General features: G+C 65.6%; 13 protein-coding genes. 11 read left to right on the top strand and 2 right to left on the bottom strand.

All coding sequences use genetic code 11. The features are described 5' to 3' along the window. The first annotated feature begins 6 nt into the window (after positions 1 to 6). Positions 7 to 411, top strand: coding sequence for a secondary thiamine-phosphate synthase enzyme YjbQ (locus tag MUN73_RS01010; RefSeq protein WP_250138591.1), 405 nt, complete (start codon positions 7 to 9; stop codon positions 409 to 411). A 302-nt stretch (positions 412 to 713) separates the two neighbouring features. Beyond that, on the top strand, positions 714 to 1,259 hold the full coding sequence (locus MUN73_RS01005; protein ID WP_250138590.1) for an NUDIX domain-containing protein: 546 nt from the start codon (positions 714 to 716) through the stop codon (positions 1,257 to 1,259). Positions 1,260 to 1,273: 14 nt separating this feature from the next. Here the strand turns inward: MUN73_RS01005 and MUN73_RS01000 are convergent, their stop codons facing one another. Next, the gene (locus MUN73_RS01000; protein WP_250138589.1) at positions 1,274 to 1,945 is read right to left on the bottom strand and encodes a glycerophosphodiester phosphodiesterase; all 672 of its coding nucleotides are present in this window, start codon (positions 1,943 to 1,945) and stop codon (positions 1,274 to 1,276) included. 180 nt (positions 1,946 to 2,125) lie between these two features. On the opposite strand from MUN73_RS01000, the gene MUN73_RS00995 reads away from it, so the two are divergent. From MUN73_RS00995 to MUN73_RS00970, 6 genes are all read left to right on the top strand, one after another. After that, entirely contained in the window at positions 2,126 to 2,584 is a 459-nt protein-coding gene (locus MUN73_RS00995; protein ID WP_250138588.1) for a response regulator, read from the top strand. A gap of 94 nt (positions 2,585 to 2,678) precedes the next feature. Then, positions 2,679 to 3,401 (top strand): SDR family oxidoreductase, encoded by a 723-nt coding sequence (locus tag MUN73_RS00990; protein WP_250138587.1) that lies wholly within the window; start codon positions 2,679 to 2,681, stop codon positions 3,399 to 3,401. Between the two features lie 142 nt (positions 3,402 to 3,543). After that, entirely contained in the window at positions 3,544 to 4,626 is a 1,083-nt protein-coding gene (locus tag MUN73_RS00985; protein WP_250138586.1) for a branched-chain amino acid ABC transporter permease, read from the top strand. Continuing rightward, on the top strand, positions 4,623 to 5,960 hold the full coding sequence (locus MUN73_RS00980; RefSeq protein WP_250138585.1) for a branched-chain amino acid ABC transporter permease: 1,338 nt from the start codon (positions 4,623 to 4,625) through the stop codon (positions 5,958 to 5,960). Before MUN73_RS00985 ends, MUN73_RS00980 begins: the two co-directional genes overlap by 4 nt. Continuing rightward, positions 5,953 to 6,798, top strand: a complete 846-nt coding sequence (locus MUN73_RS00975) for an ABC transporter ATP-binding protein (RefSeq protein WP_250138584.1) — start codon at positions 5,953 to 5,955, stop codon at positions 6,796 to 6,798. The genes MUN73_RS00980 and MUN73_RS00975 overlap by 8 nt, the downstream gene beginning before the upstream one ends. Further along, a complete protein-coding gene (locus MUN73_RS00970) occupies positions 6,798 to 7,502 on the top strand; it encodes an ABC transporter ATP-binding protein (protein ID WP_250138583.1) in 705 nt (234 codons plus the stop codon). Before MUN73_RS00975 ends, MUN73_RS00970 begins: the two co-directional genes overlap by 1 nt. 134 nt (positions 7,503 to 7,636) lie before the next feature. Here MUN73_RS00970 and MUN73_RS00965 read toward each other — a convergent pair whose 3' ends face one another. Beyond that, entirely contained in the window at positions 7,637 to 8,872 is a 1,236-nt protein-coding gene (locus MUN73_RS00965) for an ABC transporter substrate-binding protein (protein WP_382182567.1), read from the bottom strand. A gap of 223 nt (positions 8,873 to 9,095) precedes the next feature. Between MUN73_RS00965 and MUN73_RS00960 the strand changes: the two genes are divergently transcribed. The 3 genes from MUN73_RS00960 to MUN73_RS00950 all read left to right on the top strand — a co-directional run bounded on the left by MUN73_RS00960 (position 9,096) and on the right by MUN73_RS00950 (position 12,984). Then, the gene (locus MUN73_RS00960; RefSeq protein WP_250139593.1) at positions 9,096 to 10,640 is read left to right on the top strand and encodes an acyl-CoA carboxylase subunit beta; all 1,545 of its coding nucleotides are present in this window, start codon (positions 9,096 to 9,098) and stop codon (positions 10,638 to 10,640) included. A 9-nt stretch (positions 10,641 to 10,649) separates the two neighbouring features. Continuing rightward, positions 10,650 to 11,012 (top strand): DUF8022 family protein, encoded by a 363-nt coding sequence (locus MUN73_RS00955; protein ID WP_250138581.1) that lies wholly within the window; start codon positions 10,650 to 10,652, stop codon positions 11,010 to 11,012. A 139-nt stretch (positions 11,013 to 11,151) separates the two neighbouring features. After that, complete coding sequence (locus MUN73_RS00950; RefSeq protein WP_250139592.1) at positions 11,152 to 12,984, top strand: acetyl-CoA carboxylase biotin carboxylase subunit; 1,833 nt, start codon at positions 11,152 to 11,154, stop codon at positions 12,982 to 12,984. The last annotated feature ends 156 nt before the right edge of the window (positions 12,985 to 13,140 follow it).

The following is a 13,140-nucleotide window of genomic DNA, read 5'->3' as shown; positions in this document are numbered from 1 at the left end:
TCGACTATGGGACACGCCACATTCAGCGTCGAGACCGACGCACGGCTCACGACCGTCGACGTGACCGACCGAATCGCCGCGGCCGTCCCGGATGACCTCGAAACCGGTACGTGTACGGCATTCGTCCAGCACACGACGGCAGGGCTCGTGGTTCAGGAAGACGAACCCCGACTGCGGGGCGACATCGAGTCGTTCCTCCGCGACCTGGTGCCGGACGAGGGCCACGCCCATGACGAACTGGACGATAATGCCGACTCCCACCTCCGGGCGGCGGTCGTCGGGCCGGACGTGACGATCCCGGTCGAAAACGGCCGACTCGCGCTCGGCACGTGGCAGTCGGTGCTGTTCGTCGAGTGCGACGGCCCGCGCACGCGCACGGTGTCGGTGACGACGATCGGGGACGGCAGTTGACCGCCGCCGTGGACGGTAGTCCGCCCCGGTCTTGGACGGTAGTCCGCCCCGGTCTGCGCGCACTCGTTCTCGCCGACTGCGATTGGCAACTCCTGGTAGCGGCTTCGAGACCGTTGCCGTCTCGATCGCGACTCGTTCCGGGCACAATCTTTAAGCCCGTGGGAAATCGATTTCTAAACGAAAGAAACGTCTAGAAATAAAATCGGTGCCTTTTTCATTGATTCACTGATACGTTTCGGGACGGCGCGTTCCCCGCCGAACGACGCGGATGCGTGAGGCCGACGCGTCGCTCTCGTCCACCGATGACATCGAACCACTCCGATACGTCGACAGAGGGTACCGCCGGCGAACCGATCGCGGATCTCGAGACCTTGCGCCACCGTGACGACGTCGCGTTTCACGAGGAGACCGATACCGCCGACCCGGAGGCGCTCGACGAACTCGCGGCCCTCGACGATCTGGTCGTCGTCGGGGTCACGAACGAGCAGGGATCGGTGTTGCTCCGACGACTGACGGCCGACTGTGCCTGGAAACTGCCGCTCGTCGACGTCCAGTCCGGAGAATCGTACGCCGACGCCGCACGGCGGGCGGTCGAAACGGTCGTCGGTCTCGAGATCACCCTCGACGCGATCGCGGGCGTGTGGCGATTCGAACTCCAACTCGAGAACGGCGATCGGACCGAGACGCGACACTTCGTCGTCTTCGGTGCGACGCCCGCCAACGGGACGGACGTGGCCGATCTGGCCGCCCCGGACGCCGACGAGGACGGTCCCGTCGGCGTCGGCTGGTTCGACGACCTGCCGGACGACGCCGAAGAAGCCCCGGGGACGCGGCTGTTCTTCGAGTGACTGCCGGACGACCGTCAGTCGGACGCCCCGACGCGGAGCGGCCGATCGGCCGAGACGCAGTCCACGCCACAGCGATCGAGCAGTTTGGCCAGGCGGAGGCGTTCGATCGGCCAGGCGTGCACTTCGAGGCCGACCGACTTCGCCCGCGGGACGAGTCCCGTGGTCAGGCACCGCCAGTAGCCCGCCCCGATGACGTCGCAGTCGAGTTCGACGGCGGTCGACACGGGCGCATCGAGCCGCCGGCTGACCAGCAGCCCGATCGGCTGGCTCTCGTCGCGGTCCCGGATCGCCCGCAGTTCGGGTTCGAGAAAGGAGGTCGCGACGACCCGGTTGTCGACGTCGGCGATCGCGTCGAGGACGTCCGCGGCGATGCCCCGCGCCTTCATCTCGAGGTTGAGTTCGACGGACGGCGGCACCGCCGAAAGCACCGCCTCGAGCGTGGGGATTCGCTCGTCCGAGTCGAGCACCGACGCCGTCTGCAGCTCCGCGAGATCGGTGTCCGCGACGGTCCCGTCCCGCCCCGTCACGCGGTCGATCGTCTCGTCGTGGATGACGACGAGTTCCCCCGACCCACACCGTCGCACGTCGAACTCGACGGCGTCGGCGTACTCGGCAGCGGTTCGGACGGCGGCGACCGTGTTCTCCGGTGCCGTCGCGGCGAACCCGCGGTGGGCGATCAGTCGCATTCGGGTACAGTATCGGTCGCGATCGATATCAGTCTCCCGCCTCAGCGAGCCGCTTCCTGCCGAATCCGGCGGCGGTCCAAACTACTTAGCAAGTAGCCTTAATCCGGATGGATTCCTACCGAACAGTAACGATTCCATGCATTACATTCGCCGACCTGCACAGACCCATCGAACCGAGCTATGACCCTCGCGTCGCAACCACCTGCCGATTCGATCGACGTGCTCCTCGTCGAAGACAATCCCGGCGACGTCCGACTCACCCAGGAGGCGTTCAACGCGGTCACGGCCGACATATCGCTTCACGTTACGACGGACGGGCTCGAGGCGCTCGACTGTCTGTCCCGCCTGCTCGAGGATCCGTCGGCCTCACTCCCGGATCTCGTCTTGCTTGACCTGAACCTGCCCCGGATGGGCGGGTTCGAATTCCTCGAGAACGTCCGGTCGGACTCGGACCTCGCGAACCTCCCCGTGCTCGTGTTGACGAGTTCGGAGGCGACCGAGGACGTCCGGGAGAGCTACGACCGGTGCGCGAACGCCTACCTCACCAAACCGACCGATCCCGACGAGTTCGTCACGATCGCCGAGGCCGTCGTGAACTTCTGGTTCGAACAGGCGGCGCTCCCGCCGATTCCCTCGTAGTTCGGCGATCGACGCGAATCACGTCGCTTCTCCAGTCATTTCGTCGGTCGTTCGGCCCCGCCATTGATCTACCGGGGCGTCGACAGGGCTTCGTATGACAGCCACGACAGCGTTCGACGTCGACTTCGATGGGACCGTCGCCGTGATCACCGGTGCGAGCGGGGCCCTGGGCAGCGCGGCCGTCGATCGATTCCGGGCGGCGGGCGCGACGGTCTGTGCTGTCGACGTCGTCGAACCCGACGCGGACGACAGCCAGCTCGACGCCGGCGAGGGCGTCCACTTCTACGAGGCGGACCTGACCGACGAGGACGACGTCGCGGACCTCGTCTCCAGCGTCGTCGACGACCACGGTCGGATCGACCACCTGTTGAACATCGCCGGCACCTGGCGCGGCGGCGATCCGATCGAAGAGACCGACGTCGAAGAGTTCGACCTGCTGGTCGACGTGAACCTGAAGACGGCGTTCCTGGCCTCGAAACACGCACTGCCACACTTACAGGAGACCGGGGGTGCGATCGTCAGCGTCAGCGCCCGATCGTCGCTGGAGGGCGGCGAGGGTGACGGCCCCTACCGGATCACCAAGGCAGGGATTCGTCTGCTGACCGAGACGCTGGCCGAGGAGAACCGGGGCCGCGTCCGTGCCAACTGCGTCATGCCGAGCGTGATCGACACCCCGATGAACCGGGAGATGATGCCCGACGCCGATCACGACTCGTGGGTCGATCCCGCCGATATCGCGGCGATGATGAGCTTCCTCTGTAGCGACGGCGCGTCGGTCACGAGCGGTGCGGCCGTGCCGGTCTACGGGGAGGCCTGAGACCGAATCCGGAACCGGCGTTGAAATCGCCGGTTGACAGGTGGTCGATTTCGTCCCCGAAATCGAGCCGGAAGCCGGCTAATCGTGAGACAACGGCGGTGTGTCGTGAAGTATATCAACCCGGGGGATAAGACCTGCACGTATGAGTACGGGTAACGTAAGGGGGAAGCTCTCACACCTCTCGACACAGGAGTTGGTGGGGGGTCTTCTGCTGCTTGGAATCGTGATTCTCGGCCTCGACCTCGTTCGATTGCTCGTGACCGGCGAGTTACCGCTCGAACGTCTGTTGTCGTACACGTGGAACGGAATCGTCGACTCGCTGTACATCGGCCTCGCCGCGATCGGACTGTCGATGACCTACAGCATCCTGCGGTTCGCGAACTTCTCGCACGGCGACCTCATCACGACCGGCGCGTTCTCGGGGTGGACGGTCGCCTACCTCGTCGGCGGACTCGGCGTCGCGGATCTGAGCAGTCGGCTCTTGCTCCGGGCCAACGGCGGCGCACAGCCCGGGTCGGTCGGAATGGACGTGCTCGCGTCCCCGATCGCGATCGTTCTCGGCCTCCTCGTGGCCGTGGCCGTGACGATTCTCGTCGCGCTGGCGATCGATCGATTCATCTACCGACGACTGCGCGACGAGGGCGGGATCCCGCTGCTGATCGCCAGCGTCGGGGTCGCGCTCGCGCTCCGGTACCTCATTGCGGTGTTCTACACGACGGAGACCCGCATCGTCGTGGCCTCGCCGCCCGAGATCGCCGGGATCGACGTCCACCAGGCCACGCTCGTCGTCTCGGCCGTCGCGCTGATTCTCGGCATTCACCTGCTCTTGCAGTACACGAAACTCGGCAAGTCGATGCGGGCGATGTCCGACAACAAGGACCTCGCGCTCATCACGGGCATTCCGACCGAGCGCGTGATCTTCGCGACCTGGGTGATCGGTGCCGGCCTGGCGGGTGCCGCCGGCTACCTCATCGTCCTCAACCGCGGTCAGATCACGATCAACCTCGGCTGGTTCCTCCTCCTCTTGATCTTCGCGGCCGTCATTCTCGGCGGCATCGGATCGATCTACGGGGCGATCGCGGGATCGCTCGTCATCGGCGTCACGATCAACCTCTCGCTCATCTGGATTCCCTCGGACATGAACGAGATCGCGGCGTTCGTGCTGATGATCCTCGTGTTGATCTTCCGTCCCGATGGGCTGTTTAGCGGGGTGGAGACGGCATGACGTCGCTCACGGATCGCGCCCTCGAGACCCTTCCCGACGGCGTCGTCGACTGGATAACGGAGTCGGGACGGCCCCAGTGGCAGGACGACCTGTTGCTCATCGGCGGCATCGTGCTGGCGACGTACGTCCTCTTCGCCGCGATCGGGCTCCTGTTCGGCGTCGGTGCCAACTCGATCGTCGGCACGCTCCAGCAGATCACGTTCTTCGCGGCCGTCTACGCGCTCACCGCGCTCGCGTTGAACCTCCACTGGGGGTACACCGGGCTGTTCAACATCGGCGTCGCCGGATTCATGGCCGTCGGTGCGTACACGATGGCGATACTGACCGCCGCGCCGGACGGTTCGCCCCCCGGCCTGGGGCTCCCGATGATCGTCGGCGTCGTCGGCGGCATGATCGCCGCCGCGCTCGTCGGCTTCGTCGCGGCATTGCCGGCCCTCCGCGTGCGCGCTGACTACTTCGCGATCGTCACGCTCGGTCTCTCGGAGATCATTCGCCGCGCCCTGCTCTCGCGATCGCTCCAGGAGTTCGACGTCGCGGGATACACGCTCGGGACCGGCGGCGGCAGCGGGATCCGCGCGCCGTCGACCGGCGTCGTCGCGAATTACCTGCTCTACGGCAGTGCCGACCGGTCCAGCGACTCGACCGTTCTTGGCGACCTGCTGTTCAACCTGGGAATCCGGGAGTCGATCGTCGTAAACGGCGTCTACACGCTCGTGTTGATCGCCTTCGTCGTCGCTTTCTACCTGCTGTTGACCCGGATCGCCTACTCCCCGTTCGGTCGAGTGCTGAAGGCGATCCGCGAGGACGAACTCGCGGCTCGTTCGCTCGGGAAGAACACGAACCGGACGAAGATCAAGGTCTTCATGCTCGGCTGTGGGCTGATGGGACTCGCCGGCATCCTCTGGCAGGGGAGTCGGACCCTCGTCAGTCCGAACAACTTCATGCCGATCGTGACCTTCTACATCTTCGTCGCGCTGATCGTCGGCGGGTCGGGATCGAACACCGGGAGCGTCATCGGCGGCTTCGTGTTCGCCGCGTTCCTCTACGAGGGGCCGCGATTCCTCCGAACGATCGTCAGGGCGAACTTCGACGTTCGATCGCCGCCCACCATCTACGACGCGTTCGTCGACCTCGGTTCGGGCGACCCGACCGCACTGGTCGGCTACGCGATCGGGAGTCTGGACGAGATCCGGTTCATTTTCATCGGCGTCGTACTGATACTGTTCATGATCTGGCGTCCCGACGGCCTGCTCGGCCACCGAAAGGAGATCGCGGCCGCCACCGACCTCTCACGTCGGCCCGCCGCGACGGACGGAGGTGAGGCCGATGAGTGACGTGGAAACGGAGCCACAGTCGGCCGATAGCGCCCGCCCCACCGACGAATCGACGCCGCGATCGACCGGCGCGTCGATCCTCGAACTTCGAAATCTCGAGAAACGGTTCGGCGGCATCACCGCCGTCGACGGCGCGAGCTTCGAGGTCGAACGCGGCACGATCACTGGCCTGATCGGCCCGAACGGGGCCGGGAAGTCGACGACGTTCAACTGTATCACGGGCGTTCACGAACCGAACGCGGGCTCGGTCGTCTTCGACGGCGAGGAGATCACCGGCCTGGAACCGCACCAGATCGCCACCCGCGGACTCGTCCGGACGTTCCAGATCGCCCGCGAGTTCCCCGAGATGACCGTCCTCGAGAACATGATGCTCGCACCGAAGGCCCAGCTCGGGGAATCGCTCTGGCGATCGGTCACGCCGATCGTCAGATCGGACGTCGTCGAACAGGAAGGCGAAATGCGAGAGCGGGCCTGGGAGATGCTCGATTTCTTCGAGATCGACCACCTCGCACACGAGTACGCCGGGAACCTCTCCGGCGGCCAGCGAAAGCTGCTCGAACTGGCGCGGGCGTTGCTGACGGAGCCGGAGATGCTCCTGCTGGACGAGCCGATGGCGGGGGTCAACCCGTCGCTCGAGAAGAAGCTCTTGGAGCACATCCACGAACTCCAGGAGCAGGGGTACACGTTCCTCCTGGTCGAACACGACATGGACGTCATTATGAACCACTGCGAACACGTCATCGTCATGCACCAGGGATCGGTTCTCGCCGAAGGGGTGGCCGAAGAGATCCAGTCCAACGAGGCGGTTATCGAGGCCTACCTCGGAGGTGACGTCTGATGGCGCTTCTCGACGTGTCGGGGCTCGACGCCGGATACGGCGACCTCCAGATCCTCGAGGGGGTCGACATGACCGTCGACGAGGGGGAGTACGTCACCATCGTCGGCCCGAACGGGGCCGGGAAATCGACCGTCATGAAGTCGATCTTCGGGCTGACCACCTACATGGGCGGCTCGGTCGACTTCGACGGCGAGGAGATCAGCGCACGCCGGCCCGAGGACATCATCTCGACGGGCATCGGGTACGTCCCGCAGAACGACAACGTCTTCCCGTCGCTGTCGGTCAAGGAGAACCTCGAGATGGGCGCGTACATCCTCGACGACGTGCCGGAAGACCGGCTGCGCCGGATCTACGATCGGTTCCCCATCCTCGAACAGCGCAAAACCCAGAAAGCGGGGACGATGAGCGGCGGACAACAGCAGATGCTCGCGATGGGGCGAGCGTTGATGCTGGATCCCGACCTGTTGATGCTCGACGAACCGAGCGCCGGGCTCGCGCCGGATCTGGTCGACGACATGTTCGATCGGATCGACGAGATCAACGACGACGGCACCGCAATCTTGCTTGTCGAACAGAACGCGAAGGAGGCGCTGCGACGATGTGACCGGGGCTACGTCCTCGTCCAGGGCCAGAACAGGTACGAGGACAGCGGCGACGCCCTGCTCGCGGACGAGCAGGTTCGCCAGGACTTCCTCGGCGGATAGCGCGGCTCTCGGCGTTTCGTTTTGTCCGGTTCGGCGGATCCTCGTCGTCGATCGAAACTGGTCGCCGCTACAGCAGATGCTGGGTCCGATCGCGCGATCCTGCCAAAAAGGTCGATACGTCGCGACGGAGTCGGTTACGCTTCGAAGTCGATTTCTTCGACCGTCTCGAGGCCGTCCTCGCTGAACTCGAAGATCTCGTAGGTGACCGCCTGCATGTCGCCGTTGTCGTCGAAGTTGACGCTGCTCGAGGCCCCCTGGTAGTTGACGGCGTCGCCGTCGTCGACCATCTGGATGGCGTCGGCGAGGTTGCTCGGACCGACGTCTTCGCCGTCGGGGTTCGCGACGTCGCGGAGACTGTCGCGGATCGCGGAGCCGGTCGTCTCGCCGGCGGCGATGCTCGCGAGGATGTTGACGGCCGTCGCGTCGTAGGCCTGGGCGGTGAACACGCCGGGTTCGCTGCCGTACTCGTCCTGGTACAGTTGGTTGAACGCGTCCTCTTCGGGACCGGCGGCGAGCGGGGCCGTCCCCACGACGTTCTCCATCGCGTTGTCGACGTTGCCGGGGAGGTCGCCGTCGCGAAGGCCGTCGGTCACCATGATCGTTTGACCGGTGTCGAACTCGCTGTAGTAGTCCCGGAAGATCTGTTCGCCGCTGGCCGGGTAGCCGATGACGATCATCATGTCCGGATCGTCGGCCAGGGCACTCTCGAGTGCGGACGTGTACGACGGCTGTTCGGCCTCGAAGCCGACGGTCTCGGTGACTTCGCCGCCGAGGTCTTCGAAGGCGCCGACGAACGAGTCCGAGAGCTGCTGACCGTAGTCGTTGTTGAGGTAGAACGACGCGGCCGACTCGAGACCGCGCTCCTCGTAGGCGACTTCCGCCATGACTTCGCCCTGTAGCGCGTCGCTGGGACAGGTCCGGAAGATGTAGTCGTCGTCCTCCAGGTCCGTGATCGTCGGTGCGGTACTGGCCGGCGAGATGCCGACGACCCCGTTCGGGATCAGGATGTCCTCCGCGACCGTGATCGTCACCTGGGAGGACGCCGCGCCGGTGATCGCCGGATAGCCGGCGTCGACGAGCGACTGTGCACCGCTGACCCCCGCGTCCGCCGTCGATTCGGTGTCCTCCTCGCGAATGTCGATTTCGAAATCGACGCCCTCGTTCTCGAGTTGCGTTCCGGGAAGGATCGCCGCATCCCGGATCGGTCCGCCGAGGTTCCCGAGGTCGCCCGTAACCGGCTGGAGAACGCCGACCATCGCGTCTGCGTCTCCGCCGCTACCGTTATCCCCACCGATACAGCCGGCGATGCCGGCTACGCTCGCAGCACCAAGCCCACTTAGTACGCGTCGTCGATTAAGTCCCATTGCTATGGCGTTACAAGGATAGTTCTAGTATAAGTCCTTTTTGTGTGACTACCACTCGCACGAGGTGCCACGACGGACCGACGCGCGTTCGACCCTCCGGTCGGCGATCGATCGTGTGGGACGGGAACACGCCACCATCATGGGAAATAATACGAGTTACAGAACGCTTTTTATTCCGGTGACCGTTGCCTCGGGCAATGAGTTGGCACGGGAGGGAGTCCCTATGACGATGGAAGACCGCATCGACGAGCTCGAGGACCTCCGCGACGAGGCACGGCAGGGAGGTGGCGAGGAACGGATCCAGAAACAACACGACAAGGGGAAGATGACCGCCCGCGAGCGGATCGACTACTTCCTCGACGACGGCACCTTCACGGAGTTCGACCAGCTCCGAACCCACCAGACGAGCCAGTTCGGGATGGAGGAAAAGAAGATCCCGGGCGACGGCGTCGTCACGGGCTACGGCGAGGTCAACGGCCGGACCGTCTTCGTCTTCGCCCACGACTTCACCGTCTTCGGCGGCTCGCTCGGGGAGGTCTTCGCCGAGAAGATCTGCAAGGTGATGGACATGGCGATGGAGGTCGGGGCCCCGATCGTCGGGCTCAACGACTCCGCCGGCGCGCGCATCCAGGAGGGTGTCAAGAGCCTCGCCGGCTTCACCGAAATCTTCCGGCGAAACCAGGAAGCCAGCGGCGTGGTCCCCCAGATCTCCTCGATCATGGGGCCCTGTGCCGGCGGTGCCGTCTACTCGCCGTCGATCACCGACTTCATTTTCATGGTGAAAGACACGAGTCACATGTACATCACCGGCCCCGGCGTCACCAAGACCGTCACCGGCGAGGAGGTGACCCACGAGGAACTCGGCGGGGCGATGACCCACGCCGGCAAGACCGGAGTCGCCCAGTTCGCCTGCGAGACCGAGGAAGGGGCGCTCGACGACATCAAGCGACTCCTCTCGTATCTCCCCCAGAACAACGTCGAGGACCCGCCGCGCGTCGAGCCGTGGGACGACCCCGATCGCCGCGACGACGCGCTCGAGAGCATCGTTCCCCCGAGTCCGCAAAAGCCCTACGACATGACCAACGTCATCGACTCGGTGGTCGACGAGGGGTCGTTCTTCGAGGTCGCCGAGAACTTCGCGAAGAACATCGTCGTCGGCTTCGGTCGCCTCGACGGCCGATCGGTCGGGATCGTCGCCAACCAGCCCCGGGTCAACGCCGGGACGCTCACCGTCGACGCCTCGATGAAGGGATCGCGGTTCGTCCGGTTCTGTGATTCGTTCAACATCCCGATCGTCACGTTCGTCGACGTGCCCGGCTACATGCCCGGCACCGACCAGGAACACCGCGGAATCATCCGCCACGGCGCGAAACTGCTCTACGCGTACTCCGAGGCGACGGTGCCGCTACTGACGGTCATCACGCGCAAGGCCTACGGCGGCGCCTACTGCGTGATGGCCTCGAAGAACCTCGGCGCGGACGTCAACTACGCGTGGCCGACCGCCGAAATCGCCGTCATGGGGCCACAGGGTGCGGTCAACATCCTCTACCGGAAGGAACTCGAGGAGGCCGAGAACCCGGACGAACTGCGCGACGAACTCATCGAGGAGTACCGCGAGGAGTTCGCCAACCCGTACACTGCAACGGACAAAGGGTTCCTCGACGACGTAATCCTGCCGACCGAGACCCGGCCGCGACTGATCGACGACCTCGAGATGCTCGAGACGAAACGCGCGGAGAATCCCGACAAGAAACACGGCAACATCCCGCTGTAACCAGATCCAATGGCGCACCAGAAACAGGCGAACGCGGCCGAGACGCGCAACTCCACGGTGGACGGCGACGCCGGCGGAACCCGCTCTCACGGGACGTCGGGACGGCCTCTGCTCCCCGCCGGCGTCGACATCGACATTCCGGACACCGCCGACGAGGAGGAGGCGGCGGCGATCGTCGCGGCGGTCGGGGCCCACCTCCACGACCACGCGCTCGCGGCCGCTGCCGCCGCGGCGGCCGAGGAGGAGACGTGGGACGACAGGCGCTGGGCGTTCGCCGGTCGGGTCCGGGCACAGCAACAGCGGACCGTCCGGGTGCCGCGTGACGCACCGACGAACCCGTGGAGCGCCGCGGGTCGAACCGATCGGTTCTGAGGACACTTTCTTTCGTCTCGATCGCCGTGATTACGGCTGGAACGGGCGGCCGGCGAAACCGTCAACAAGTTTAACAATCATGGTTGACGAACCACTTGCGAAAAAGTAAGGTAGTGCCCCCGTGACGCTTTCAACAGGAATGTTCAGGAAGGTTCTCGTCGCGAACCGCGGAGAAATCGCCGTCAGAGTGATGCGGGCGTGTGAGGAACTGAACGTCGGAACTGTCGCGATCTACTCCGAGGCAGACAAGGACTCGGGGCACGTGCGCTACGCCGACGAGGCGTACAACGTGGGGCCCGCGCGGGCGGCGGACTCGTACCTGGATCATGAGGCCGTCGTCGAGGCCGCACGGAAGGCCGACGCCGACGCCATCCACCCCGGCTACGGCTTCCTCGCCGAGAACGCCGAGTTCGCGAGCAAGGTCGAGGACGCGGAGGGAATCACCTGGATCGGCCCGTCGGCCGAGGCGATGGAGTCGCTGGGCGAGAAGACCAAGGCCCGGACGATCATGAGCGAGGCCGACGTGCCGATCGTCCCCGGGACCACGGATCCCGTCACCGAACCCGAGGAGGTCAAAGAGTTCGGTGAGGAGCACGGCTACCCGATCGCGATCAAGGCCGAGGGTGGCGGCGGCGGCCGCGGGATGAAGGTCGTCTGGGACGAGAGCGAGGTCGAAGACCAGCTCGAGAGCGCGAAGCGCGAGGGCGAGGCCTACTTCGACAACGACTCGGTCTACCTCGAGCGCTACCTCGAACAGCCCCGGCACATCGAGGTCCAGATCGTCGCCGACGAGCACGGCAACGTCCGTCACCTCGGCGAACGCGACTGTTCGCTCCAGCGCCGCCACCAGAAGGTCATCGAGGAGGGGCCGTCCGCGGCGCTGACCGACGAACTCCGCGAGAAGATCGGCGAGGCGGCCCGACGCGGGGTCGCCGCTGCCGACTACACGAACGCCGGGACCGTCGAGTTCCTCGTCGAGGAAGAGCCCGGTCGGGACGGTCCGCTCGGTCCGGACGCGAACTTCTACTTCCTCGAGGTCAACACCCGGATCCAGGTCGAGCACACGGTCACCGAGGAGATCACGGGCATCGACATCGTCAAGCGCCAGATCCGGATCGCCGCCGGCGAGGAGATCGACTTCGACCAGGACGAGGTCGAGATCGACGGCCACGCGATGGAGTTCCGGATCAACGCCGAGAACGCGGCCAACGACTTCGCGCCCGCGACCGGTGGCACGCTCGAAACGTACGACCCGCCAGGCGGGGTCGGCGTCCGGATGGACGACGCGCTCCGTCAGGGCGACGACCTCGTCACCGACTACGACTCGATGATCGCGAAGCTGGTCGTCTGGGGCGAGGACCGCGACGAGTGTATCGAGCGATCGCTCCGCGCGCTTCGCGAGTACGACATCGAGGGGATCCCGACGATCATCCCGTTCCACCGGCTGATGCTGACCGACGAGGAGTTCGTCGCGAGCACGCACACGACGAAGTACCTCGACGAGGAACTCGACCAGAGCCGCATCGAGGAGGCCCAGGAACAGTGGGGCGGCGACGTCGGCGACGGTGGCGGCGAGGACGAGGAGAGCGTCGAACGCGAGTTCACGGTCGAGGTCAACGGCAAGCGCTTCGAGGTCGAACTGGAAGAACACGGCGCGCCGGCGATTCCGACCGGCGACGGCGGGAACGCCCAGGCGGCCAGTCCGCCCCAGCCCGCCGGCGGCTCCGGCGGCGAGAGCACTGGCGCGGTCGAGGGAGACGGCGAGACCGTCGACGCCGAGATGCAGGGGACGATCCTCGACATCGAGGTCGACGTCGGTGACGAGGTCGCCGCGGGCGACGTCCTCGTCGTGCTCGAGGCGATGAAGATGGAGAACGATATCGTCGCCTCTCGCGGCGGTACCGTCTCCGACATCGCCGTCGCCGAGGGCGATAGCGTCGACATGGGCGACACGCTCGTCGTGCTCGAGTAAGGCCTCGATCGAGCGCGCCGGCGGCCGTCCGAACGCGTTCGCCGTTACGACGACGGCGGTCCGCCCGGAATCACTACGTGCACGCGACGCGATCGCATCGTGAGACCCACCACCGGATTCGATCGTGACGCTCACCCGGCGATTCGATCGCCGCGT

The organism is Halosolutus amylolyticus, from assembly GCF_023566055.1.
Lineage (GTDB): Archaea > Halobacteriota > Halobacteria > Halobacteriales > Natrialbaceae > Halosolutus > Halosolutus amylolyticus.
Note: the sequence above shows the minus strand (reverse complement) of the source record. Positions and strands in the feature narration are given on the sequence as shown.

What these genes read in the sequence shown, in the direction of transcription:
- MUN73_RS01010 (WP_250138591.1), top strand. Translation starts at nt 7, where the DNA reads ATGGGACACGCCACATTCAGCGTCGAGACCGACGCACGGCTCACGACC.
- MUN73_RS01005 (WP_250138590.1), top strand. Translation starts at nt 714, where the DNA reads ATGACATCGAACCACTCCGATACGTCGACAGAGGGTACCGCCGGCGAA.
- MUN73_RS01000 (WP_250138589.1), bottom strand. Translation starts at nt 1,945, where the DNA reads ATGCGACTGATCGCCCACCGCGGGTTCGCCGCGACGGCACCGGAGAAC.
- MUN73_RS00995 (WP_250138588.1), top strand. Translation starts at nt 2,126, where the DNA reads ATGACCCTCGCGTCGCAACCACCTGCCGATTCGATCGACGTGCTCCTC.
- MUN73_RS00990 (WP_250138587.1), top strand. Translation starts at nt 2,679, where the DNA reads ATGACAGCCACGACAGCGTTCGACGTCGACTTCGATGGGACCGTCGCC.
- MUN73_RS00985 (WP_250138586.1), top strand. Translation starts at nt 3,544, where the DNA reads ATGAGTACGGGTAACGTAAGGGGGAAGCTCTCACACCTCTCGACACAG.
- MUN73_RS00980 (WP_250138585.1), top strand. Translation starts at nt 4,623, where the DNA reads ATGACGTCGCTCACGGATCGCGCCCTCGAGACCCTTCCCGACGGCGTC.
- MUN73_RS00975 (WP_250138584.1), top strand. Translation starts at nt 5,953, where the DNA reads ATGAGTGACGTGGAAACGGAGCCACAGTCGGCCGATAGCGCCCGCCCC.
- MUN73_RS00970 (WP_250138583.1), top strand. Translation starts at nt 6,798, where the DNA reads ATGGCGCTTCTCGACGTGTCGGGGCTCGACGCCGGATACGGCGACCTC.
- MUN73_RS00960 (WP_250139593.1), top strand. Translation starts at nt 9,096, where the DNA reads ATGGAAGACCGCATCGACGAGCTCGAGGACCTCCGCGACGAGGCACGG.
- MUN73_RS00955 (WP_250138581.1), top strand. Translation starts at nt 10,650, where the DNA reads ATGGCGCACCAGAAACAGGCGAACGCGGCCGAGACGCGCAACTCCACG.
- MUN73_RS00950 (WP_250139592.1), top strand. Translation starts at nt 11,152, where the DNA reads ATGTTCAGGAAGGTTCTCGTCGCGAACCGCGGAGAAATCGCCGTCAGA.